Below are 21,639 nucleotides of genomic sequence, written 5' to 3'. Positions count from 1 at the left end.
AACCCCCTCGCCCTCTGCGACCTCTTCCCACGGAGAGCCAGGGGCACGCAGACGGCCCGGCGGCGGTGACGACGGCCCTTGCCCGCCGCCGGGTCCCCCAATCCCTGCCTGCGGCGGCTCTGGCAGGGTGAGGACATGACGACCGCGACCGCCGACGAGTTCGAGACCCATCGCCCGCGGCTGTTCGGCCTGGCCTATCGCATGCTCGGCTCCGCCGAGGAGGCCGAGGACACGGTCCAGGACGCCTATCTGCGCTTCAGCGGTGCCGACCGGGACACGATCGAGCGTCCGGCGGCCTGGCTCGCCAAGGTCGTCACCAACCTCTGTCTCAACCGGCTGACCTCGGCCAGGGCGCGGCGCGAGCAGTACGTCGGCCCCTGGTTGCCGGAGCCGGTGGCGACCTCGGACGGCACGCTGGGACCACTGGAGTCCGCCGAGCGGCGGGACGCCGTCTCCCTGGCGATGCTGGTGCTGCTGGAGCGGCTCACGCCGACCGAGCGCGCCGTGTACGTGCTGCGGGAGGCGTTCGCGTACGCCCATCGGGAGATCGCCGAGGTGCTGGAGCTGACCGAGGCGAACAGCCGGCAGCTCCATCGGCGGGCGGTGCGGCGGCTGGGTGAGCCGGGGACGCGGTTCGAACCGACTCCCGAGCGGCGGGAGGAACTGGTCAGGTCGTTCCTCACGGCGGCCCGCGACGGCGACCTCGCCGGGCTGGAGAAGGTGCTGGCGGCGGACGTCATCTGGTGGAGCGACGGCGGTGGCAAGGTCTCGGCGGCGCGGCGGCCGATCGAGGGCCGGGACAAGGTGTTCCGTTTCCTGGCGGGCGCGACGCGGACCTTCCTGACCGGCCTGGAGTTCACGGTCGTGGAGATCAACGGTTCGCCCGCGGCGGCCGTATGGGCGGGCGACACGCTCATGTCGGTGACGGCGTTCGAGCTGCGGGACGGGCTGGTCACGCAGGCGTGGGCCGTGGTGAACCCGGACAAGTTGGAGTTCGTACGCCGTCAGCTGGCCCGGACGGCGTAGGCGGCTGTCACATTTCGCGTGGGGTACTCGGTCTCAGCTGGTGAGGGGCGCTCCGTTCGGGAGTGCCCGGCGTCCGAAGGGACTGAACAGCATGACCACGATCCTGGTGACCGGCGGCACCGGCACGCTCGGCCGGCTCGTCAGCGAGCGGCTGCGCGCGGGCGGCAACGAGGTACGGGTGCTCAGCCGGCACGCCCAGCCGTACGCCGTCGATCTGCGCAAGGGCGGTCCCGGTCTGGACGTCGCGATGGCGGGCGTGGACACGATCGTGCACTGCGCGACCTCGCAGGGCGGCGGCGACGAGGAGGCGGCACGGCATCTGATCGCCGCAGCGCGCACGGCAGGGGTACGGCATCTGGTCTACATCTCGATCGTCGGCGTCGACCAGGTGCCGTTCGGCTACTACAAGTCCAAGCTCGCCGTGGAGAATCTGGTCGAGGAGGCGGGGCTGGGCTGGACCGTGCTGCGCGCGACCCAGTTCCACGACCTGGTCGTGCGGGTGTTGGGGGCCATGTCCAGGCTGCCGGTCGTGCTGCTGCCTGCACGCGTGAAGGACCAGCCGGTCGAGGTGGCGGAGGTCGCGGACCGGCTCGCGGAACTGGCCCTCGCGGCCCCGGCCGGCCGGGTGGCGGACATGGGCGGCCCGGAGATCCGGACCTTCGACTCGCTGGCCCGCGCGTACCTCGAGGCGAAGGGCCGCAGGCGGCTCGTGCTGCGCGTGCCGCTGTGGGGGAAGGCGTACAAGGCCTTCCGCTCGGGCGGGCATCTGGCGCCGGAGCACGCGGTGGGCAAGGGGACGTTCGAGGAGTTTCTGGGGCGGGGCGTCTGAACGGGCGCCTGATCCGGATGTCACACGCGTGACCGTCAGCGTTCCGGTGGTGCGAACAGCTCGTTCTGCGCGGTGTCGCGCGCGGTGAGCAGCGCACCGCGCAGGACCGCGGCGCCGCCCAGGCTGCTGGGCCGTACGACGGTCACGAGCGGCGACATCCGCCGGATCCGCGTCTCCACCCGCGCGGCGAGCACCTCGCGCCCGGCCTGTCCGACCTCGCCACCGAGGACGACACAGCCGGGATCGAGGATGGCGACGACGGAGGCGGCACCGATGGCGAGGCGGTCGGCGAGGGCATCGAGGAAGCGATCGGCCGTAGCGGCGTCGCGGGGGGCGGCCGAGGGCATCTGGTGCGGCGCGCCGGCCGGCGCCGCCAGGTCGTAGCTGCGGTGGGCTGGGTCCTCGGCTCCCGGTCCGCCGCGCTCCGGCGAACCGGCCCCCGCCTCCCCACCGCCCTGCCCCTCGACCAGCGCCACCGCCGCCCTCACGACCTCGGCGGCAACCGGCTCGCGCGTGGACCTGCCCTCGGCGGAGAACCCGTACGCCCGCGCCAACTCCACGATCGCCGCCGACCCGGCCAGCGAGTGAAACCCGCCCTCGCAGTCCACCGCCGACGGCAGCCCCGTCGTCCCCGGCACCGGCAGGAAGCCGATCTCGCCCGTTCCGCCGGAGGCACCGCGGCGCAGCGCCCCGTCGAGGACCACGGCCGCGCCCGTGCCGTGTCCGAGCCACAGCAGCACGAAGGTGTCCCGGTCCCGGGCCACGCCGTCGCGCTGTTCGGCGAGGGCGGCGAGGTTGGTCTCGTTCTCGACGCTGACGCGGGCCTCGGGAAGCCGTTCCTGGAGGGTCGCGACCAGACGGCGGTGCCATTCGGGCAGGCCCGTCGAGTCGCGCAGTTCGCCGCTCGCCGGGTCGATCAGGCCCGGGGCGCCTATACCCACCGTGTGCAGCCGGTCCGCTCCCGCCTCCTTCACGACCCGCTCCACCAGCGCCACCGCCTGCTCCACGGCGGGCCCGGTCCCGATGTCGCCGCCGATCGGCACCGAGGCCTCGGCGAGCACGGCCCCGACCAGGTCGGACACGACCACCGAGACACCCTCGGTACGGACGTCCAGCGCGGCCAGGTGGGCGCGGTCGGCCACGATGCCGTACAGCTTGGCGTTCGGACCCCGCCGCTGTTCGCCGGCCTCGCCGACGACCGCTATCAGGCCGGCGTCGGTGAGGCGCTCGACGAGGTCGGCGACGGTCGGCCGGGACAGTCCGGTCAGCTGCTTCAACTGCCCTGCCGTCAACGGGCCCTCCTGCTGGAGCAGACGCAGGGCGAGCCGGTCGTTGATGGCCCGGGCGGTGCTCGGGGATGCGGGCATGCCGGGATCCTTCCAGATCGGCGAGGCCGGCAGAGCGGGCGGCTTCGGCGGCCGTAAAGGGACTCTATCTATCAGGCAGGGTTCCTGATAGTTTACGCGCGGCTCGAGGACAGAGCGAGGACCGGGAGGGGTCGCACAATGAGTGAGGTGGTCTACGACCTGCGCGAGGTGAGGCGGGCCCGGTACGCCGTGGCCGCCGTCTTCGCCGTGCACGGAGCCGTCACCGGCTCGTTCGCGACGCGCGTGCCGTGGATTCAGGACCATGCCGGGGTCAGCGCCGGCCAGTTGGGGCTCGCACTCGCCTTCCCCGCGCTGGGCGCGTCCGTGGCGATGCCGCTCGCGGGCAGCATCACCCACCGCTTCGGCGCCCGCAACGCCCTGCGCGGACTGATCGCCCTGTGGACGCTCGCCCTGATCCTGCCCGCCCTCGCCCCGAATCTGCTGACCCTGTGTCTGGCCCTGTTCGTGTACGGCGCCACGGCGGGCATGTCGGACGTCGCGATGAACGCGCTCGGCGTCGAGGTCGAGAGCCGGCTCGGCCGCTCGATCATGTCGGGCCTGCACGGCATGTGGAGCGCGGGCGCCCTGGTCGGCTCGGCGGCCGGCACACTCGCCGCGCACCTGGGCTCGGACGCCCGGCTGCATCACGCGCTCGCGGCGGCGACGCTCACGCTCCTCGGTGTGGCGGCCTGTCAGTGGGTGCTCGACCTCCAGCCCGCCGAGGACGAGGAGCCCCCGCCCCGCTTCGCGCTGCCGCCCAAGTCGGCGCTGCTGATCGGCGCGGTCGGGTTCTGCGCGGTCTTCGCGGAGGGGGCGAGCCTGGACTGGTCGGCGGTCTATCTGCGGGATCAGTTGGACACCTCGGCCGGTCTCGCGGCCGCGTGCACGACCGGGTTCACGCTCACCATGGCGATCGCCCGGCTCGCCGGCGACAAGGTGGTGGACCGCTACGGCTCCGTGCGCACGGTCCGGTTCAGCGGCGTCCTCGCCACGCTCGGCGGACTGCTCATCATCGTGTCGGACCAGCCGGTCCTGGCGATGGCCGGGTTCGCGCTGCTGGGGCTCGGCATCGCGGTCGTCGTCCCGCTGTGCTTCGCGGCGGCGGGCCGCAGCGGCCCCAACCCCTCGCTGGCCATCGCGGGCGTCGCGACGATCACCTACACCTCGGGGCTCATCGCCCCGAGCGCGATCGGCGGGATCGCCCAGGCCACCAGCCTGATGGTGTCGTTCTGCCTGGTCACGGTCCTGGCCTTCGGACTCGTGGTGTTCGCGCGCGTCCTGCGCGCCGGTGACCGCGACCGCCCGAAGGTCAGCCGGCCGGACGCAGCAGTTCCCGACCCGCGGCCCTGAAGGCCTCGCTCCACGGGGCCGGCCGCAGCGTCCCGGCGTCCAGCCGCACCAGCACCCGGGCGCCCTGGGCGTAGGTCACCGAGCCGTCGGCCGAGCAGAACCGGAAGCCGTAGGTCAGGCCGGTGTCGCCGAGCCGCTCCAGCCAGAGGTGGACGGCGTAGGTGCCGGGCTTGGTGACCGGTGCCTCGTAGCCGATACGCAGTTCCTTTACCGCGTTGCAGGCGTCGCCCGCCGCCACCCAGTCGCCCTCGAACCGGAAGCCGTGCTCCTGCCACAGCCCGGCCCAGGCCCGCTCGACCATCAGCGGATAGCGGGCGTTGTGCAGCAGCCCGAGCGCGTCCAGGTCGTCGAAGTGGACGGTGACGGGGACGAGTCGGCCGTAGGACAGAACGGGCGCGATCGGGGCTTCGGCGGTCACGTGCGGGACTCCTGGGACGTACGAGTTGACTGCCCCCATCCTAAGCGGACGCTCAGCATGTTCGGATCGGCCCTGCTCAGCCCCGGTCGGCGCGACCTCTGATGTCCCTGACAATGGTCCGGACACTCACCCGCACGACGAAAGCGAAACCGCACCATGGATCTCGGCGTCCGCTGGAAACTGCACGGCGACGGACGCACACCGGCGCCCGGAGCGGTCGTCCGCCCCGACGAACGGCTCTCCTGGCCCCGCACCGTCGGGCTCGGCGCCCAGCATGTGGTGGCGATGTTCGGCGCGTCCTTCGTGGCGCCGGTCCTGATGGGGCTCGACCCCAACCTGGCGATCATGATGTCGGGCGTCGCGACGGTCATCTTCCTGCTCGCCACCCGCGGCCGGGTCCCGAGCTACCTCGGCTGCTCGCTCTCCTTCGTCGGCGTGGCCGCGGTCATCCGGGCCGACGGCGGCACGAGCGCCACCGTGACCGGCGCGGTCCTCGTCGTCGGCGCCGTGCTCTTCCTGGTGGGCCTCGCCGTGCGGCGCTTCGGGGCGCGGATCATCCACGCCACCATGCCGCCGATCGTCACCGGCGCGGTGGTCATGCTCATCGGCTTCAACCTCGCCCCGGTGACCGCCTCGACGTACTGGCCGCAGGACCAGTGGACGGCACTGCTGGTGATGCTGTTCACCGGCCTTGCGGTGGTGTGTCTGCGCGGCTTCTGGTCCCGGATCGCGATCTTCCTCGGGCTGGTCTTCGGCTACGGCATCTCCTGGGCCCTCGACCGGATCTTCGGCAGGATCCACTCCGTGGACGCGAGCGGCAAGCTCACCGACCACTGGCGGCTCGACCTCTCCGGAGTCGCCAAGGCCGACTGGATCGGCCTGCCGGATCTGCACGGCCCGTCCTTCCAGTGGTCGGCGATCCTCGTCGCGCTGCCCGTCGTGATCGCCCTGGTCGCCGAGAACGCCGGTCACGTCAAGGCGGTCGGCGAGATGACCGGCGACAACCTGGACGACGAACTGGGCACCGCGATCTCCGCCGACGGCGTCGCCTCGGTGCTCTCCACCGCGGTGGGCGGCCCGCCCAACACCACGTACTCCGAGAACATCGGCGTGATGGCCGCGACCCGCGTCTACTCCACCGCCGCCTACTGGGCCGCCGCCGGCTTCGCGCTGCTCTTCGGCGTCTGCCCCAAGTTCGGCGCGGTCGTGGCCGCCATCCCGGGCGGCGTCCTCGGCGGCATCACCGTGATCCTGTACGGAATGATCGGCCTGCTCGGCGCGCAGATCTGGATCAACGCCGGGGTGGACCTGCGCAATCCGCTCAACCTGGTGCCGGCCGCGGCGGGCATCATCATCGGCGTCGGCAACGTCACCATGGAGTTCACCGACACCTTCGAGCTGAGCGGCATCGCGCTGGGCACCCTCGTCGTCATCACCGGCTATCACGCGCTGCGGGCGTTCGCCCCGGCCCACCTCAAGACACAGCACCCGCTGCTCGACGAGGGCACGTCCTCCTACGACGAGGAGAGCGACACCGACGAGGCGCCTCAGCGCGCCAAGTCATAGGCGTACGACGCCGTGAAGGTCCCCGGCCTGCCCTTGCAGCCGTCCGACTCCCCCGGCAGCTTCACCCACAGGTAGGCGTCGATCCGCGCCTCCCCCGTGCCGAGGGTGGGCGCCCGGCCCAGCTTGCGGCCGTCGGGGTCGCACCACTGCCCGTCAGGGGGTGCCCCGGCGCCGTTGCGGCTCGTGTCGATGACGGCGCCCAGGCCCGGCGGCCCGCCGAGGGCGTCGAGGACCTGTCGGTCGTAGGCGATCTCGTCGGTGGTGGCGTGGAAGTTGGAGACGTTGCTGAAGACGCCGTCGGAGGAGGCGGTCGAGGCGGCGCCGGCCTGCTTCAGCCACTGCGCCTGCTTGCCCGGCGCGTTCCAGCCGGAGTGCCCGGCGTCGTAGTAGACGCGCGCCTTGGGGTTGGCCTCCTTGAAGGCGCGGCCCGCGCGGGCGAGGGAGGCGAAGCGGTCGGCGCGCGCACCGGCGGAGAGGCACTCGGACTGGGCGACGGAGTCGGGCTCCAGGATGACGATGACGTCACCGGAGCCCAGCCCGGCGGCGAACCTGTCGATCCAGGCGTCGTAGGCGTCGAGGCTCGGCGCCCCGCCCTCGGAGTATCCGCCGCAGTCCCGGTCCGGTATGGCGTAGGGCACGACCACCGGTACCCGCCCCAGCGCCGACCCGCCCGAGGTGACCGCGCGGACCCGGTCGGTGATGGTGTCCGGCGTGTAGTCGGCGAACCACACCGCGGCCGGCTGGGCGGCGATCCTGGACTCGATGACGGCGTGGCGCGGGTCGGCGGGGTTGTCGCGGACCCACTCCAGCACCTGGGAGTCGGGGTGGCGGTAGAGGCGGGCGGAGACCACGGCCGGCTGCTGCTTCCTCTCGGTCCTCGTCGGTGAGGGCGTGGGGGTGGGCCGCTTCGGAGTGGGTGTCGGCGAAGCGGAGGTGGGCGGGGCGGACCGGGTGGCCGACGGGGACGCCGACGGCAGGATCGGCAGGTACCGAAGGTTCGGCGAGCCGGTGGCCTCGGACGGGCGGGCCTCGTCGGCGCCCCTTCTGTCGTCGAACGCGGTGAGCAGGCCCGTGGCGGCGCCGACGGCAACCACGACCGAGGCCGCCATGACCATGGCGCCCCGGCGTGCGGACCTCCTGCGCTCGGCCCTGCGTGCGGCCAGTCGCTGGGCACGTAAGCCTTGCACGGTCCTGCTCCCCCTCCCCCACAGCGAGCGCGTTCCCCCGTTCTGGGGAAGCGCCGGGCCCGCCGACAACTCCGCCAGCCTAAAGCTGGGACATTGCCCCCATGGCGCAATGCGAACAATTCACCACAGCCGTGGACGCGGTCGTCTTCCGTATGCGCGCCCTCGACGCGACGCTGCCCGAACGCGACGGCGTCGCCGTCTTCAACCGCGTCTACCTCGCCGTCACAGAGGCGGTCGACCGGCACATCGACGGCGGCCGGTTCCCGGACGCACGGGCGGCGATCACGCTGGACGTGCGGTTCGCGGAGCGGTATCTCGCCGCGGTGGCGGCCGAGGACGAGCGGCGCCCGCCCGCGTGCTGGCGGCCCCTGTTCCAGATGCGCCGGCACCCCGGCGTACGACCGTTGCAGTTCGCGCTGGCGGGCATCAACGCGCACATCGGCCACGATCTGGCGCTCGCCGTGGTGGACGCCTGTCGTAGCCTCGGCTGCGAACCCGTCGATCTGGAGGACGAGTTCGATCGAGTGGGTGATCTCCTCGTCTCGCTGGAGGAGCGCATCCGCGAAGATCTGATGCCGGGCCCCGATCTGCTTCAGATCGCCGATCCGCTCACCCATCTGCTCGGCTCGTGGAGCCTGGAGCGTGCGCGGGACGCCACCTGGTCGGCGGCCCGGGCGCTGTGGGCGCTGCGCCGGCTCCCGGACGTCGCCGAGGACTTCACCGAGCGGCTGGACGCGGCGGTGGGGTTCGCGGGACGCATGATGCTCACGCCACTGGCGGACTGATCTCGGCCACACCGCGCGGTACACCTGACCCACGCGGGTACCCGAGTTAAGTTGACGATTGAACCGTCAGTGACGACCCGTCGTGAATCTGTGACCGACCGACGCAAAGGAGCGTACGGATGGCCCTTCGGCTGGGGCTCAGCCTCCCTCAAGCACAGCAGTACGACATCGGCCGTGACGTACCGGACGTCGCGCGCACCGCCGAGCGGATCGGCTACGAGAGCCTGTGGGTCTATGAGCGGGCCCTGTTCCCCGAACCCCAGACCCAGGGCCTGTACGGCATCGAAGGGCTGGCTTGGCCCGAGATGTACCGCGGCGTCCCGGACCCCCTGGTGACGCTGACCCTGGCGGTGACGGCGACCGAGCGGGCCCGGCTCGGCACCAGCGTCCTGGTGGCACCGCTGCACAACCCGTTCCAACTGGCCAAGGCGCTCGCCACGCTGGACTCGGCGAGCGGCGGCCGGGTCGTGGCGGGCTTCGGCACCGGCTGGTCGCTCGACGAGTACGCGGCGGCGGGCGTGGAGCCGTTCGAGGAGCGCGGCAAGGTCCTCGACGAGATCATCGACGTGTGCCGGGCCGTGTGGGGCCCGGATCCCGTGTCCTACGACCGCCCGCACTCCAAGGTCGCCTCGGCCGTGGTCGCGCCCAAGCCCGCCCGGCCGATCCCGATCCTGGTGCCCACCAACAGCAAGAAGGCCATGACCCGGCTCGTCGACCGCCTCGACGGCTGGATGCCGATCGCCATGGGCGCGGAGCAACTCACCGCGCAGTGGCGGCAGTTGCAGGACCTGGCGGCCGAGCGCGGACGCACCGAGCCGATCCAGGCGGTGGTCCGGGTCAACGTCCAGTACAGCGCGAAGGCGTACGACGGCCCCGACCGCTCCCCGTTCCAGGGCAGCGCCGACCAGATCGTCGAGGACCTGGCCGCGCACGCCGTGGACGGGCTCGACGAGTTCTTCTTCGAGCTCCAGGGCCTCGCGCGCGACGCCCAGGAACTCAAGGACGTCGCCGCGGAGGTGTACGAGAAGGTACGGGCCGCCGGGCTGTAACCGGCTCAGTCCTCGGGCAGCTCGACCGGCGCGATCTCGTCGTAGACGTCGCCCGGGCCCGGGTTGCTCGCGTCCGTCTCCCCGCCGAGGTGGTGCATCACGCCCCAGACCGCGTTCAGCGCGGTCTGGACGGCGCCCTCGGCCCAGCCGGCCGTCCAGGAGATGTCGTCGCCGGCGAGGAAGATGGCCCGCTTGTCCTCGGGCAGCCGGTCCTGCATGAAGTGCGTGAACAGGCGCCGCTGGTAACGGTAGTGGCCGGGCAGGTTGGCCTTGAACGCGCCCATGAAGTAGGGCTCGTTCTCCCAGGAGACGGTCACCGGGTTGCCGATGATGTGCTTCCTGATGTCGACCTTCGGGTAGATCTCGCCGAGCGACTTCAGCATGACCTCCATCCGCTCGTTCGCGGACAGCGGCAGCCACTTCAGGCTGTCGTCGCACCATGTGTACGACAGGCAGATGGTGGCCGGCTTGTCCGGGCCGTCGTCCAGCAGATAGGTGCCGCGCGTCATCCGGTCGGTCAGCGTCATCGACATGACGTCCCGGCCGGTCTCCTCGTCCTTGTCCAGCCAGAACGGCCGGTCGACGGGCACGAAGAGCTTGCTGGACTCCATGTAGTGGGTGCGCTCGATCGCCGTCCAGTGATCGATCGGGAAGAGCGAGTCGTCGCAGGCGATCTTCGAGAGCAGCATCCAGGACTGGGCGGTGAAGACGGCCGCCGGGTAGGTGCGGATGTCGCCGTTCGCGTCGGTCACGGTGATCCGGTTGCCGGCGGCGCGGTTCAGCCGGGTCACGGCCGGGCGCGGCTCGCCGTTCTCGTGCAGCTTCGCGAGCGAGGTGCCGTACGCCCAGTGCACGATCTTCTCCGGCTCGCGCTCCCACAGGCGCAGCGGCAGCTGCTGGGAGCCGCCGACGATGCCGCGGTGGTGGTCGTCGGCCTCGGTGTAGACGACGCGCAGGATCTCCAGGATGGAGTTCGGGAAGTCGGTGTCCCAGCCGCCGGTGCCGAAGCCGACCTGGCCGAAGATCTCGCGGTGCCGGAAGGACTTGAAGGCCTCGGAGTCGCAGAGGAATCCGTAGAAGGTCTGGTTGTCGAGCTTCTCGACGAGCTTCGCCCAGATCTCGCGGATGCGCGGCACGTCCCGCTCACGCATCGCGCGGTTCATGTCGGAGAAGTCGGCGCCCTCTTCGAGGCACTTGTTCCACGCCTCGGCGACGTCCCGGTAGACCTGCGGGAGATCGCCGATCGTCTCGGCGTAGTGGCTCTCGCCCTTGAGGTCGACGACCGTCGAAGGGGTCGCCTCGGCCAGGGGGTTGGGGAAGGGCTCCGTCTTGAGGCCCACCAGGTCGATGTAGTGGTTGAGGGCGGTGGAGGACGGCGGGAAGCGCATCGCGCCCATCTCGGCGGTCAGGCCCTCGGTGCTGGGGCCGTCGAAGCCGACGGTGCGCAGCCGGCCGCCGATCTGGTCGGCCTCGTACACGACCGGCTTCAGGCCCATCTTCATCAGCTCGTACGCGGCGATGATGCCGGACAGGCCGCCGCCGATGACCGCGACCTCGGTGCCGTGCTCGGTCGCGGGTATCTGACCGAGCCCCGCCGGGTGGGCCAGGAAGTCGTCGTAGGCGTAGGGGAAGTCCGGGCCGAACATGGTGATCGGCGGCTGCTGCTGCTCGTCGGTGTGCTCGACGGCGTTGGGCACCATGGACGTCATGGGGTACGGACTCCTTGCGACTGCGACAGGGAAAAGCGGGGGGAGGTTCAGACGAGCGACCCGTAGAGGCCGGGGCGGCGGTCGGTCAGATACGGGTTGGCCTCGCGGGAGGCGGCGACGAACGCGGGGTCGACGTCGGCCAGGACGAGTTCCTCGTCGCGCCCGGCGCGGGTGCGGGCGATCCCGTCGGGACCGGCCAGCGTGGACAGGCCGACGAACTCGAACTCCCCCTCCTGACCGACCCTGTTGACGTACGCGACGTACATCTGGTTCTCGAAGGCCCGCACCGGGATCATCGACTCGGCGACGAACTGGAACGGGTGCATCTGCGCCGTCGGGACGACAAGCAGGTCGGTGCCGGCGAGGGCGTGGGCCCGGACGTTCTCCGGGAACTCGACGTCGTAGCAGATCAGGATGCCGATCCGGACGCCGTCGAGCTCGGCCTGGACGACCTGCTGCCCGCCCGGTGTGAAGTGGTCGCGCTCGAAGCAGCCGAAGAGGTGGGTCTTGCGGTAGTTGGCGAGACGGGTGCCGTCGGCGGAGATCAGCTGGGCGGCGTTGAAGACGAGGTCGCCGTCGCGCTCCGGGTAGCCGTAGACGATCGCCAGGCAGTGCCGGCCGGCGATCTCGGCGATCGCGTCCGCGCAGTCGCCGTCGGCGGGCTCGGCGAGGCGGGCGATGTCGTCGCCGATCGCGTACCCGGTCAGGAACATCTCCGGCGCCGCCAGCAGTCCGGCACCCGCGGCTGCGGCACGGCCCGCGGCCTCGTCGAGGACCTTGAGGTTCTCGACGGTCGAGCCGGGGCGGCCGGAGCTCTGGAGCAGGGCGGTGCGCATGCGTGTCCTCACCGGGCGGAAGGGTGATTGTGGGGGCCATCTAGAAGGTACGGGCGGCCGACCGGGCCGGACAAGAAGGAGCCGTTGCGCGCCGGTGAGCGGTTTGTTGCGTGCGTGGAGGGGTGGGCGGCGATTCGTTGCGCGACCGCCGGCGTAGGTCCGCTCGTCCTTGGGGCGCAAGGCGCGAGGGCGTCCCCGCCGGACGGCGGAGGAGGGGTCCCGCCTCCGGCGCGATGTGGGGCGGGCGCGGCCACGGGACAGTGGTGACCATCCGCTTGACCTGCAGAAAGGACCACGATGAAGCGCCGTACGAAGATCGTCGTGCTGGGCTCCGCACTGCTGCTCACCGCCGGGGCGGCCTCCGTCGCCACCGCGTCCGACGACGCACCACGGCAGCGCGAGGCCGCCGCGCTCACCGGCACCGCCAAGCTGTACCGCTCGGCCGAGGACGACATCACGTTCTCCTTCGACGCCCATCTGGCGGCGAAGGACACCGCCGACCCGACGAAGGCCACCGGCACCTTCGAGTTCAGCCACTACCTGAACGGCGAGGGCGCCCGGGCGAAGGCGAAGGTCGACTGCCTGCTGACCGGCGGCAAGGTGGCCGTCGTCTCCGGGGTCATCACCTCATCCGACCTGCCGGGTGCCGAGGGCAAGCGGGTCGGCATCACCGTCCATGACGTCGGCCGGCGCGACCGGCTCGGCTACAGCTGGGCCTCCACGGGCAACCCTGTCGAGACGAAGGAGCTGCCCAAGTGCGTGAGCTCCGCCCCCTTCGAGAAGGTCAAGAAGGGGACGGGCGACTTCACGGTCGTGCCGTGGCGGCCCGACTTCTAGCCAGCACCAGCGCCGTCACCAGATAGGGCACGGCCAGCACCGCGAAGACGGTGCTGTGCGCCGCGTCCGTGCCGAGCAGCGCGTACGCGCCGAAGGTGGCGATCGTGGCGAGCTCTGTGCCCAGGCTCGCCACCGAGGTGAGCGTGGCCCGGCGGGACTCGTCGATGCGGTGCTGGAGGCGGACGTCGGCGAGCACCTCGGCCAGCTGGAACGCGGCGAAGGCCAGGCTCACGAGCGCGATACCGGCCAAGGAGCGGGCCGCGGCACCGACGGCGAGGGCGAGCGCAGCGCCCGCGAGGAGCGCCGCGAGCCCGGTCGTGCCGAGGCGTTCGGCCGGTCCGGTCAGGAGGCTGCCGACGGTGACGCCTGCCCAGATCAGCATGATCAGATACGGCACGGTCGCCTCGGCGACGCCGATGTCCCGGACCAGCAGCGGGGTGTATTCGTCGAGCGCGCCCCACACCGCGGCGACGGCCGGGACCAGCAGCAGGGCGCCGCGCACCGAACGGTCCCCGCGGACCTCGGCCAGACCGGTCCGCAGGGTCGTCGCCCAGCTGTCGCCGCCGGTCTCCGGCCGTACCCGGTGCTCGGGGAACCGCGTCGCGACGGCGGCGGTCAGCACACACGCCACGAAGCTCGCGGCACCGACCGCCGCATAGCCTCCGCGGGCGAGGACGGGCGCCGCGAGGCCGATGGAGGACACGGTTCCCAGCAGCCGCGCGGCCCGGGACCGACCCATGACCCCGGCGTACCGGTCGGCGGCGCCCAGCCGGTCCAGTTCGTCGTACACCAGCGCCTCCAGGGCGCCGGAGCCGAGCGCCCCTCCGGCGCCCCACAGGACGAAGCCGGCCGCGAAGGCCCAGTACGACGGGACGACCACCCACAGCGCGAAGCCGACGGCGGTGAGCAGCGGGCCGATCCACAGCAGCCGACGACGCGACACGGTGTCGGCCCAGGCGCCGGAGGGCACCTCCAGCACCACGGCTGTGATCGACCACAGGGCGAACAGGGAGGAGATCTGCCAGAGCGACAGGCCGGTGTCGGCGAACAGCAGCGCGTACACCGGGTAGAGCAGGACGAAGTCGTCGAGGAACGCGTAGCCGTACAGCGTGGTCGTCAGCCGCCGGGCACCGGTGGCGGGCACACGCGCAGGTGAGAGTGTCATGATGCCTTCCCGCAGGGACTGTTCGGACGCCGGAGGTACGGCGTCCGAGGCGGCCCTCGGGAGGCATGGCCGGTGGATCAATGTCGCCAGGTCATGACACCGATGGTAGGCGGGTCCGGCTCACTCGCGCAGGGAGAATCCGGTGATCACGGCCGCGTGGTCGGACGGCCAGTCGTTGTCCTCGACGTCCGGCCAGGGACGCGGGCGGCCGCAGACATGGGTCTCGGAGTGGAGCACGCCGAGACCCCGGTGCAGGACGAAGTCGATCCGGTCCTGGGGCTCGGGGCGTCCGCTGCCGTCCTCGTGCACGGCGTGGATCGGCGACCAGGTGTGTCCGGGGTGGGTGACCGGGTCCGGGTGGGCCTCGCGGTAGGAGTCGCGCAGCCCCGCCTCCTCGGCCGCCTTCGTCACCGGCCACTCGACGTCGCCGTCCAGGTGGGAGGGGCTGTTGAAGTCGCCGACGAGGACCACGGGCACGGCGGGGTCGGCCGCCTCCGCGATCCGGCCCAGGGCGTCCCGCAACTGCCCGAGCCGCACCTCTTCGTGGGCGATCAGCTGCGCGGCCGGCAGCCCGTCGAAGGCGGACTCGCAGGGGCCGTAGGGCGTGTAGTCGAGGTGGGCCGTCCAGATGTCTACGTGCCGGTCCCCGACCCGGATCCGGACCCCGGCCGCCCCGTAGAAGCCGACCGCCGGGTCGCCGAAGCGGGCCGTGATCGGGTGGCGGCTGATGATGCCGAGGTTCTCGCCGGCCCGGTGGTGGTACCAGCCGAGGGCGTCGGCGAGTTCCTGGGCGGCGGTGCCGTAGGTCTCCTGGAGGCCGACCACGTCCACGCCGGTCTCGGCGATGACCTTGAGCTGCTTGGCCCGGTGGTCGTGGACCTTGGTGCCGCCGAACCAGAGGTTCCAGCTCATGACGCGGAGTTCGTCCGACGGCAGGGTGTGCCTGGGCAGGGTGCGCAGACGCTCGGGGGTGACGCCCTCGAGGCTGGCGAGGACGGTGCGGCCGGGGGCCGGCTCGATCGGGGCGAGCGAGGGGACCGCGAGCACCGTGCAGCCGGCCGCCTCGGCGGAGCTGACACCGGTGCGGGTGTCCTCGACGGCGACGCAGGCCGCCGGGTCGACGCCGAGGGCACGGCAGGCGGCGAGATAGGGGTCGGGGGCGGGCTTGGTGCGGTCGGTGTCGTCGGCGGTGACGGAGACCGCGAAGCGGCTCGCGCCGAGGGCTTCGAGGACGGTGTCGGCGACGGTGCGCGGCGACGCCGTGACCAGGGCCGCGGGGATGCCCTCGTGGGCCAGGGCGTCGAGCAGGTCGAGCGCGCCGGGGCGGGGGACGATGCCGGCGCGGACGCGGTCGGCGAACTCACGGTGGAGCAGCTCGGCCAGGTCGGCGGCCGGGGTGCCGGTGGCCGCGGCCAGCCAGCCGGCGGTGTACTCGACGGGCCGGCCGAGCACCTCCGGCTCGTCCGCCTCGGTCAAGGTCCGGCCGGCGACCTGCTCCACCGCCTCCCACCACAGTCGCTCGGTGTCGACGAGCGTGCCGTCCATGTCGAACAGGACGGCCTGGAGCGGGAGTTCAGTCACGGTTGCTGTCTCTTTCCTGCGTGTTCTTGCGTGGGGGGATCAGTAGGTCGTCGTACGGGGGTCAGCGGTTACGTTCGGCCACCAGCACCGGCCTCTCCGGGAGCGACACGCTCACCGCGGCCCCGGCGCCGAGCGAGGCGCCCTCGTGTGCGGGCAGGTCGGCCTTGACCTCGGTGCCGTCGGCGAGTCGTACGGTCACCCGGGTGGTGGCCCCGAGGAAGGCCGTGGCGAGCACGCGCGCGTCGGAGGCGTCGTCGGCGCGCACGGCCACCGCCTCCGGCCGCACCAGCACATCGACGTCGGTCATCGAGGGTACGTCGCCGTCGACGGGCAGCCGCCGGCCCAGCACCTCGACACCGCCGTCGACGAGCGTGCCCGGGATCCGGCTCATGGTGCCGACGAACTCGGCGACGAAGGCGGTGGCGGGGCGGCCGTACAACTCGGCGGGCGCGGCGCACTGTTCGAGCCGTCCGGAGCGCATGACCGCGACCCGGTCGGCCATCGACAGGGCCTCCTCCTGGTCGTGGGTGACGAACAGCGTGGTGATGCCGAGCTCCTGCTGGAGCCGCCGGATCTCCTCGCGGAGCGTCAGCCGCACCTTGGCGTCGAGCGCCGACAGCGGCTCGTCGAGCAGCAGGACCCGCGGGCGCAGCGCGAGGGCGCGGGCCAGGGCGATGCGCTGCTGCTGGCCGCCGGAGAGCTGGTGCGGGAACCGCTCGCCCTTGTCGGCGAGGCCGACCAGCTCCAGCAACTCGGCGGCGCGGGACCGCCGTTCGCCGCTGCCGACCTTGCGCATACGCAGCCCGAACGCCACGTTGTCGAGGGCGCTCAGATGAGGGAAGAGGCTGTACGACTGGAAGACCATCCCGGCGTCGCGGCGGTGCGCGGGGATGCCGGTGACGTCCTGGCCGTCGACCAGCACCTGGCCGGAGTCGGGATGTTCGAAGCCGGCGAGCATGCGCAGCGCGGTGGTCTTGCCGCAGCCGGACGGGCCGAGCAGGGCGAGGAGTTCGCCCGATTCGACGGTCAGGTCGAGTCCGTCGAGGGCGACGGTGGTTCCGAACTCCCGGCGCAGCGCGCGGAATTCGACGGTGGCGGCCTTGGTCGCCGTGTCTTCGGCTGTCTTTTCAAGCACGGTCATGGTTCATCCCCGGGAGGTAGGACGGGTACGGCCGCCGAAGCCGGCGAGCACGAGGAGCAGCACCCAGGTCACGAGCAGGCTGAGCACCGACACGGCGACGGACAGCTGGGCCTGCGAGCCGCTGACGTTCACGATCCACACGGCGAAGGGCTGGAAGCCCAGCAACTGCGCCACGGTGAACTCGCCCAGCACCAGGGCGAGGGTGAGGAAGGAGGCGTTGAGCAGCGCGCCGCGCAGGTTCGGCAGAACGGCCTGGATCAGCGCCTGCGGCCAGCCGGCCCCGCAGCTGCGGGCGGCCTCCACTAGGGTGCGTACGTCGATGGCGCGCAGTCCGGCGTCCAGGGCCCGGTACACGAAGGGCAGCGCCATCACGACGTAGGCCAGGACCAGCACGAACGGGAAGTCGGGGTTCTGGATGGCGACGAACGTCTGGAACAGCGGTGTACGCGACAGGTGCTCGGGCCCCCACTTCAGCACCGTCCCGATCCCGGCGACGAAGGCGATCGGCGGCACGACCAGCGGCAGCGAGCACACCACCTCCACGACCGGCCGCAGCCGGGGCGCGCCCAGCCGCAGCGCGACCATGGCGGGGACCATCAGCAGCAGGACGAGGACGATGGTGGCGGCGGCCAGCTCCAGGGAGAGCAGCAGACCGTCGACGAAGCCCTCGGTGGAGAAGATCCGGGTGTAGGCCTCGAAGGTCAGGCCCTGCCCCGGCACGTCGACCGTGAAGACGACCGACGCGGCCAATGGCACCAGGAAGTACAGGCCGGCGAGGCCGAGCACGCCCCACCGCCACAGGTTCAGGCGAGCCATCGCGCGCTCCGTCGTTGCAGGGGCAGATACACGGCCATGACCAGTCCGGCGACCAGGACCATGTCGAGGCTGAGGGCGAGCGCCACGTTCTCCTGCCCGACCAGGACGTTGCCGGAGAGCGCGTCGGCGATCTGGAGGGTGACCAGCGGGATCGAGCTGCCCACCATGGCGGCGGCCGTGGCGTACGCGGCGAAGGCGCTGCCGAAGAGCAGGACGAACCCGCCGAGGAGCGTGGGCAGCAGAACGGGCAGGGCCACATGCCGCCAGTACTGCACGGTCGTGGCGCCGTTGTTCTGCGCGGCCTCGCGCCACTGGGAGCGCAGGCCGTCCAGGGCCGGGGTGATGGTGAGCACCATCAGCGGGATCAGGAAGTACAGGTAGACCAGCACCAGGCCCCAGAAGCTGTACAGGTCCCAGCCCTTGTCCGTCAGGCCCAGGTGCCGGGTCAGCACTCCGGCGTTGCCGAGTGTGGCGACGAAGGCGAAGGCCAGCGGGACCCCGCCGAAGTTGGCGAGCACCCCGGACGCGGTGAGCACGGCCTCGCGCAGCGCACGGAAGCGGGAGGTCACCACGGCCTGGGCGAGCGGCAGCCCGAGGAGGGTGCCGAGGGCGGCGGAGACGGCGGACAGCTTGACGCTGCCGAGCAGGGCCGTGAGGTAGGCGCCCTGGAGCGAGTTCGTCAGGTTGTCGGCGCTGTACGAAGTCGCGCCCGTGGCCGGGTCCTTGACGGTGAAGGCGCCGTCCAGCATGGCCAGGGCGGGCAGCCCGAAGGCCAGCGCGGTGAAGACGAGGAGCGGGACGACGGCGAGCCAGCCGCCGACGGCACGGCGCCGCCGCTGCGGGGCGGCGGTCGCCGTGTCGACCCGGGTGAGGGTGGTCGTCATCCGGAGACGGCCTTCGCCCAGCCCTGGCCGAGGACCGTCTTGGCCTTGCCCTGCTGCTCCTCGGTCGGGAAGGAGGGCGTCCCGGAGACCTGGGGCAGCTTGGCCGCGGCGGTCTTGTCGAGGGTGCCGGCCTTCTCCATGGCGGTCATCAGCGCCGGGCGGGCGAAGCCCTCGAGCCAAAGGTTCTGGCCCTCGGTGCTGTAGAGGTACTCCTGCCACAGGCGGGCGGTCGCGGGGTGCGGGGCGTCCTTGTTGATCGCCTGGGAGTAGTACTGCGAGAACTGGCCGTCGCTCGGCACCGACACCTGCCAGTCGACGCCCTTGGACTTGAACTCCTCGGCGTACCCGGCGTTGAGGTAGTCCCAGTCGATGCTGATGGGCGTCTCGCCCTTCTCGACGGTGGCCGGGGTCGACTCGACGGGCGTGTAGTTGCCGTTCTTCTTCAGCTTGGCGAAGAAGTCCAGGCCGGGCTGGATGTCGTCGAAAGAGCCGCCGTTCGCGAGCGCCGCCGCGTACACGCCGCCGAAGGCCGAGCCGGACTTGGTGGGATTGCCGTTGAGGGCGACCTGGCCCTTGTACTGCGGCTTCAGCAGGTCGGCGAAGGTCTTCGGGCACTCCTTGACGCGCCCCGCGTCGCAGCCGATGGAGATGTAGCCGCCGTAGTCGTTGAACCAGCGGGCCTGCGCGTCCTTCTGGCCCTCGGGGATGTCGGCGAACGCCTCCACCTTGTACGGCGCGAGCAGCCCCTGCTGGGCGGCGCTGATCGCGAAGGAGCTGCCGAGGTCGAGCACGTCGGGGGCGCGGTCCTGCCCCTTGCGCGAGGTGACGGCGTTGATCTCGTCCTGGCTGGAGCCGTCGGGGTTCTCGACCTCGATCTTGATGCCGTACTTCTTCTGGAAGCCGTCGATGAGGGCGCCGTAGTTGGCCCAGTCGCGGGGCAGCGCGATGGCGTGCAGCGTGCCCTCCTTCTTGGCCGCCTCGACCAGCTTGTCCATGCCGCCGAGGTCGGCGGCGGAGGTGGCGGTGGCGGCGCTCTTGCCGTCGGCGGTGGTGGACGCGTTGTCGGGGGCGGCGCCGCACGCGCTCAGGGCGAGCGCGGCGACGACGGCCAGGGCGCCACTCAGGGCGACGGTTCTCGGCAGGGAAACGGACACGGTTTCTCCAGGGGACGCGCGAGGGTGCAGGAGACCTACGGGAGCAGCTACGGGCGCAACCGCAGAGCAGCTACGCCAGCAACTTGTCTGAACAAGTTGGCCTCAGTACGCCCGGCCTCGGTGACCCGAAAGTGAACGGCGTCGAAACCCTGACCCCTTTGTTCGTGCACAATCCCGGCTGACACGGATCACCATCGGATCTCGTTTACGCTGGTCACGCTGTGCACAGCAACCGACTCAGAGGGGAAGCATGGGGGCGCGACACGAGGAGATCGCCGACGAACTGCGCCGGGCGATCGACCGCGAGGAGTACACGGTCGGCTCACTGCTGCCCGCCGAGACGGACCTCGCGGCCCACTACGGCGTCTCACGCGGCACGCTCCGCCAGGCCGTCGCGGCACTGACCGCCGAGGGACTCATCGGCTCACGCCAGGGCGCCCGTCGCGTGGTGCTGGCCAGCCGCCGCAGCCAGAGCTTCGCCGAGCTGCGCAGCTTCGCCCAGTGGGCGCACGCGATGGGGCGGGAGGCGACCGGCCACGTGGTCGCACAGGAGTACCGCCCGGCGACGAAGGAGGACACGGTACGCCTCCAACTGAGCGCCGGAACCCCGGTGTTGCACGTCCTGCGGGTGCGCGGCCTGGACGGCGAGCCGGTGCTCCTCGAGCGCACGGTCTACGCGGACTGGATCTCCCCGGCCGTCGAGGCGATAGAGCCCGAATGCCCGTCCGTCACCCAACGCCTCTACGACGACACGGGGTTGGTCTTCGCCTACGGCGAGCACGTCATCGACGCGGTCTCGGCGGGCGCCCAGGACGCCGAGTTGCTGGACATCCGCCGCACGAGCCCCCTTCTGCGGGTACGACGCGTGACGACGACCCGCGAGGGCCGCCCGGTGGAGTGGTCGGACGACCGCTACCGCTCCGACGCGGTGAGCTTCAGTGTGCACAACTCGATCGACAACAACGCGCTGGCGAGGAAGACGGCCGACTGACACCCTCCGCCGAACGGCTATCCGGGTCCGCCTGCCGGAGGAGGCCGCCGCGTGGACGAGCGGCGAGACTTCCCCCATGGACGCCACCGAAATCCCCGCACTGCCGTTCGTCGACGAACACGCGACGACGGTCGAGGCGAACGCCGACGCCGTCTGGCACGAACTAAGCGCCATGATGCATGGCTCCCGAGGCTTCCGGGTGGCGGTGTCGGACCCGGGCCATGAGCTGGCCTACATCGGCCACCACCCCTTCTCGACCTACGCCCTGATCTTCCACCTGGACGAGACGCCCCAGGGGAACACGCGCCTGCGGGCCGAGACGAGGGCCGACTTCCCCGGCCGCAAGGGCGCCGTCTACCGGCGGCTGGTCATCGGCACGGGCGCCCACGCACTGTTCGTACGGCACATGCTGACGAAGGTCCGCAAGAACGCCGCTTGAGGGGCGCGGGGAACTGCGCGACAAGCCCCCACCCACCCGCACCCAAAAAACTACGTGGGCGACCCGGAGGAAAACCGCCGCAACAAGGGCGACAGCACCAGCACGGACTTGGTCCGCTCCACGAACGGCTCCCCGGCGATCCGCTCGAGCACCCGCTCGAAATGCCGCATATCAGAGGCGAAGACCTGCACCACCGCATCCGCCTCACCGGTGACGGTAGACGCGGCCACGACCTCCTGATACCGCTCAAGACCCCGCCGGATCGTGTCCGGCGAGGTGTTGTGCCGGCAGTAGATCTCGACGAACCCCTCGGTCTCCCAGCCGAGAGCCGACGGGTCCACCCGTACGGTGAATCCGGTGATGGCGCCGGTCGCGCGCAGCCGGTCCACGCGCCGCTTCACGGCGGGCGCGGACAGGCCGACGAGTTGCCCGATGTCCGCGTAGGAGCGGCGGGCGTCCTCGGCGAGGGCGTGCACGATGCGTTCGTCGAGATCGTTCAGCACTGCGGG

General features: G+C 71.6%; 21 protein-coding genes. 9 read left to right on the top strand and 12 right to left on the bottom strand.

Features of this window, described 5'->3' with window-relative positions; translation table 11 throughout:
- The first annotated feature begins 135 nt into the window (after positions 1-135).
- Together ACFQ6S_RS35465 and ACFQ6S_RS35460 are read left to right on the top strand one after the other, a co-directional pair.
- A complete protein-coding gene (locus ACFQ6S_RS35465) occupies positions 136-1,026 on the top strand; it encodes an RNA polymerase sigma-70 factor (RefSeq protein ID WP_383418897.1) in 891 nt (296 codons plus the stop codon).
- A gap of 91 nt (positions 1,027-1,117) precedes the next feature.
- On the top strand, positions 1,118-1,855 hold the full coding sequence (locus ACFQ6S_RS35460; RefSeq protein ID WP_383418895.1) for an SDR family oxidoreductase: 738 nt from the start codon (positions 1,118-1,120) through the stop codon (positions 1,853-1,855).
- Between the two features lie 35 nt (positions 1,856-1,890).
- On the opposite strand, the gene ACFQ6S_RS35455 is transcribed toward ACFQ6S_RS35460, so the two are convergent.
- Positions 1,891-3,222 (bottom strand): ROK family transcriptional regulator, encoded by a 1,332-nt coding sequence (locus ACFQ6S_RS35455; RefSeq protein WP_383418893.1) that lies wholly within the window; start codon positions 3,220-3,222, stop codon positions 1,891-1,893.
- Between the two features lie 138 nt (positions 3,223-3,360).
- Between ACFQ6S_RS35455 and ACFQ6S_RS35450 the strand changes: the two genes are divergently transcribed.
- A complete protein-coding gene (locus ACFQ6S_RS35450; protein ID WP_383418891.1) occupies positions 3,361-4,572 on the top strand; it encodes an MFS transporter in 1,212 nt (403 codons plus the stop codon).
- Here the strand turns inward: ACFQ6S_RS35450 and ACFQ6S_RS35445 are convergent.
- Positions 4,532-4,990 carry an acyl-CoA thioesterase gene (locus tag ACFQ6S_RS35445; protein WP_383418889.1) on the bottom strand — a complete coding sequence of 153 codons (459 nt, stop codon included), beginning with the start codon at positions 4,988-4,990 and terminating at the stop codon, positions 4,532-4,534. The two genes, ACFQ6S_RS35450 and ACFQ6S_RS35445, sit on opposite strands and share 41 nt — an antisense overlap.
- Positions 4,991-5,146: 156 nt before the next feature.
- On the opposite strand from ACFQ6S_RS35445, the gene ACFQ6S_RS35440 reads away from it, so the two are divergent.
- A complete protein-coding gene (locus ACFQ6S_RS35440) occupies positions 5,147-6,556 on the top strand; it encodes a uracil-xanthine permease family protein (RefSeq protein WP_383418887.1) in 1,410 nt (469 codons plus the stop codon).
- On the opposite strand, the gene ACFQ6S_RS35435 is transcribed toward ACFQ6S_RS35440, so the two are convergent.
- Positions 6,538-7,671: a glycoside hydrolase family 6 protein gene (locus tag ACFQ6S_RS35435; RefSeq protein WP_383419031.1), complete on the bottom strand. Its 1,134-nt coding sequence runs from the start codon at positions 7,669-7,671 to the stop codon at positions 6,538-6,540. The two genes, ACFQ6S_RS35440 and ACFQ6S_RS35435, sit on opposite strands and share 19 nt — an antisense overlap.
- Positions 7,672-7,844: 173 nt before the next feature.
- Between ACFQ6S_RS35435 and ACFQ6S_RS35430 the strand changes: the two genes are divergently transcribed.
- Both ACFQ6S_RS35430 and ACFQ6S_RS35425 read left to right on the top strand, forming a co-directional pair.
- On the top strand, positions 7,845-8,528 hold the full coding sequence (locus ACFQ6S_RS35430; protein WP_383418885.1) for a DUF5995 family protein: 684 nt from the start codon (positions 7,845-7,847) through the stop codon (positions 8,526-8,528).
- 119 nt (positions 8,529-8,647) lie between these two features.
- Positions 8,648-9,577, top strand: coding sequence for an LLM class F420-dependent oxidoreductase (locus ACFQ6S_RS35425; protein WP_383418883.1), 930 nt, complete (start codon positions 8,648-8,650; stop codon positions 9,575-9,577).
- Positions 9,578-9,582: 5 nt separating this feature from the next.
- Here ACFQ6S_RS35425 and ACFQ6S_RS35420 read toward each other — a convergent pair whose 3' ends face one another.
- Entirely contained in the window at positions 9,583-11,286 is a 1,704-nt protein-coding gene (locus ACFQ6S_RS35420) for a flavin monoamine oxidase family protein (protein ID WP_383418881.1), read from the bottom strand.
- Between the two features lie 47 nt (positions 11,287-11,333).
- Positions 11,334-12,122 carry a carbon-nitrogen hydrolase family protein gene (locus tag ACFQ6S_RS35415; RefSeq protein ID WP_383418879.1) on the bottom strand — a complete coding sequence of 263 codons (789 nt, stop codon included), beginning with the start codon at positions 12,120-12,122 and terminating at the stop codon, positions 11,334-11,336.
- A 297-nt stretch (positions 12,123-12,419) separates the two neighbouring features.
- Here ACFQ6S_RS35415 and ACFQ6S_RS35410 point away from each other — a divergent pair, with 297 nt between their 5' ends.
- The gene (locus ACFQ6S_RS35410; protein ID WP_383418877.1) at positions 12,420-12,959 is read left to right on the top strand and encodes a Repetin; all 540 of its coding nucleotides are present in this window, start codon (positions 12,420-12,422) and stop codon (positions 12,957-12,959) included.
- Here the strand turns inward: ACFQ6S_RS35410 and ACFQ6S_RS35405 are convergent.
- From ACFQ6S_RS35405 to ACFQ6S_RS35380, 6 genes are all read right to left on the bottom strand, one after another.
- Positions 12,928-14,124, bottom strand: a complete 1,197-nt coding sequence (locus tag ACFQ6S_RS35405) for an MFS transporter (RefSeq protein WP_383418875.1) — start codon at positions 14,122-14,124, stop codon at positions 12,928-12,930. The two genes, ACFQ6S_RS35410 and ACFQ6S_RS35405, sit on opposite strands and share 32 nt — an antisense overlap.
- A 120-nt stretch (positions 14,125-14,244) precedes the next feature.
- Positions 14,245-15,705: an HAD-IA family hydrolase gene (locus ACFQ6S_RS35400; RefSeq protein WP_383418872.1), complete on the bottom strand. Its 1,461-nt coding sequence runs from the start codon at positions 15,703-15,705 to the stop codon at positions 14,245-14,247.
- 61 nt (positions 15,706-15,766) lie between these two features.
- Complete coding sequence (locus ACFQ6S_RS35395; RefSeq protein WP_383418870.1) at positions 15,767-16,846, bottom strand: ABC transporter ATP-binding protein; 1,080 nt, start codon at positions 16,844-16,846, stop codon at positions 15,767-15,769.
- A 3-nt stretch (positions 16,847-16,849) separates the two neighbouring features.
- Positions 16,850-17,662, bottom strand: coding sequence for an ABC transporter permease (locus ACFQ6S_RS35390; protein WP_383418868.1), 813 nt, complete (start codon positions 17,660-17,662; stop codon positions 16,850-16,852).
- A complete protein-coding gene (locus tag ACFQ6S_RS35385) occupies positions 17,650-18,546 on the bottom strand; it encodes an ABC transporter permease (protein WP_383418866.1) in 897 nt (298 codons plus the stop codon). The genes ACFQ6S_RS35390 and ACFQ6S_RS35385 overlap by 13 nt, the downstream gene beginning before the upstream one ends.
- A complete protein-coding gene (locus ACFQ6S_RS35380) occupies positions 18,543-19,700 on the bottom strand; it encodes an ABC transporter substrate-binding protein (RefSeq protein ID WP_383418864.1) in 1,158 nt (385 codons plus the stop codon). The genes ACFQ6S_RS35385 and ACFQ6S_RS35380 overlap by 4 nt, the downstream gene beginning before the upstream one ends.
- Positions 19,701-19,950: 250 nt before the next feature.
- On the opposite strand from ACFQ6S_RS35380, the gene ACFQ6S_RS35375 reads away from it, so the two are divergent.
- A complete protein-coding gene (locus ACFQ6S_RS35375; protein WP_383418862.1) occupies positions 19,951-20,691 on the top strand; it encodes a GntR family transcriptional regulator in 741 nt (246 codons plus the stop codon).
- A 76-nt stretch (positions 20,692-20,767) separates the two neighbouring features.
- Positions 20,768-21,130, top strand: a complete 363-nt coding sequence (locus ACFQ6S_RS35370) for a hypothetical protein (RefSeq protein WP_383418860.1) — start codon at positions 20,768-20,770, stop codon at positions 21,128-21,130.
- Between the two features lie 50 nt (positions 21,131-21,180).
- Here ACFQ6S_RS35370 and ACFQ6S_RS35365 read toward each other — a convergent pair whose 3' ends face one another.
- Entirely contained in the window at positions 21,181-21,633 is a 453-nt protein-coding gene (locus ACFQ6S_RS35365) for an Lrp/AsnC family transcriptional regulator (protein WP_370255821.1), read from the bottom strand.
- Positions 21,634-21,639: the final 6 nt, after the last annotated feature.

The organism is Streptomyces sp. NPDC056479 (assembly GCF_042795335.1).
GTDB lineage: Bacteria > Actinomycetota > Actinomycetes > Streptomycetales > Streptomycetaceae > Streptomyces.
Note: the sequence above shows the minus strand (reverse complement) of the source record. Positions and strands in the feature narration are given on the sequence as shown.

Coding starts and splice junctions, on each gene's coding strand:
- ACFQ6S_RS35465 (WP_383418897.1), top strand. CDS start 136: ATGACGACCGCGACCGCCGACGAGTTCGAGACCCATCGCCCGCGGCTG.
- ACFQ6S_RS35460 (WP_383418895.1), top strand. CDS start 1,118: ATGACCACGATCCTGGTGACCGGCGGCACCGGCACGCTCGGCCGGCTC.
- ACFQ6S_RS35455 (WP_383418893.1), bottom strand. CDS start 3,222: ATGCCCGCATCCCCGAGCACCGCCCGGGCCATCAACGACCGGCTCGCC.
- ACFQ6S_RS35450 (WP_383418891.1), top strand. CDS start 3,361: ATGAGTGAGGTGGTCTACGACCTGCGCGAGGTGAGGCGGGCCCGGTAC.
- ACFQ6S_RS35440 (WP_383418887.1), top strand. CDS start 5,147: ATGGATCTCGGCGTCCGCTGGAAACTGCACGGCGACGGACGCACACCG.
- ACFQ6S_RS35435 (WP_383419031.1), bottom strand. CDS start 7,671: ATGGTCATGGCGGCCTCGGTCGTGGTTGCCGTCGGCGCCGCCACGGGC.
- ACFQ6S_RS35430 (WP_383418885.1), top strand. CDS start 7,845: ATGGCGCAATGCGAACAATTCACCACAGCCGTGGACGCGGTCGTCTTC.
- ACFQ6S_RS35425 (WP_383418883.1), top strand. CDS start 8,648: ATGGCCCTTCGGCTGGGGCTCAGCCTCCCTCAAGCACAGCAGTACGAC.
- ACFQ6S_RS35420 (WP_383418881.1), bottom strand. CDS start 11,286: ATGACGTCCATGGTGCCCAACGCCGTCGAGCACACCGACGAGCAGCAG.
- ACFQ6S_RS35415 (WP_383418879.1), bottom strand. CDS start 12,122: ATGCGCACCGCCCTGCTCCAGAGCTCCGGCCGCCCCGGCTCGACCGTC.
- ACFQ6S_RS35410 (WP_383418877.1), top strand. CDS start 12,420: ATGAAGCGCCGTACGAAGATCGTCGTGCTGGGCTCCGCACTGCTGCTC.
- ACFQ6S_RS35405 (WP_383418875.1), bottom strand. CDS start 14,124: ATGACACTCTCACCTGCGCGTGTGCCCGCCACCGGTGCCCGGCGGCTG.
- ACFQ6S_RS35395 (WP_383418870.1), bottom strand. CDS start 16,846: ATGACCGTGCTTGAAAAGACAGCCGAAGACACGGCGACCAAGGCCGCC.
- ACFQ6S_RS35390 (WP_383418868.1), bottom strand. CDS start 17,662: ATGGCTCGCCTGAACCTGTGGCGGTGGGGCGTGCTCGGCCTCGCCGGC.
- ACFQ6S_RS35385 (WP_383418866.1), bottom strand. CDS start 18,546: ATGACGACCACCCTCACCCGGGTCGACACGGCGACCGCCGCCCCGCAG.
- ACFQ6S_RS35375 (WP_383418862.1), top strand. CDS start 19,951: ATGGGGGCGCGACACGAGGAGATCGCCGACGAACTGCGCCGGGCGATC.
- ACFQ6S_RS35370 (WP_383418860.1), top strand. CDS start 20,768: ATGGACGCCACCGAAATCCCCGCACTGCCGTTCGTCGACGAACACGCG.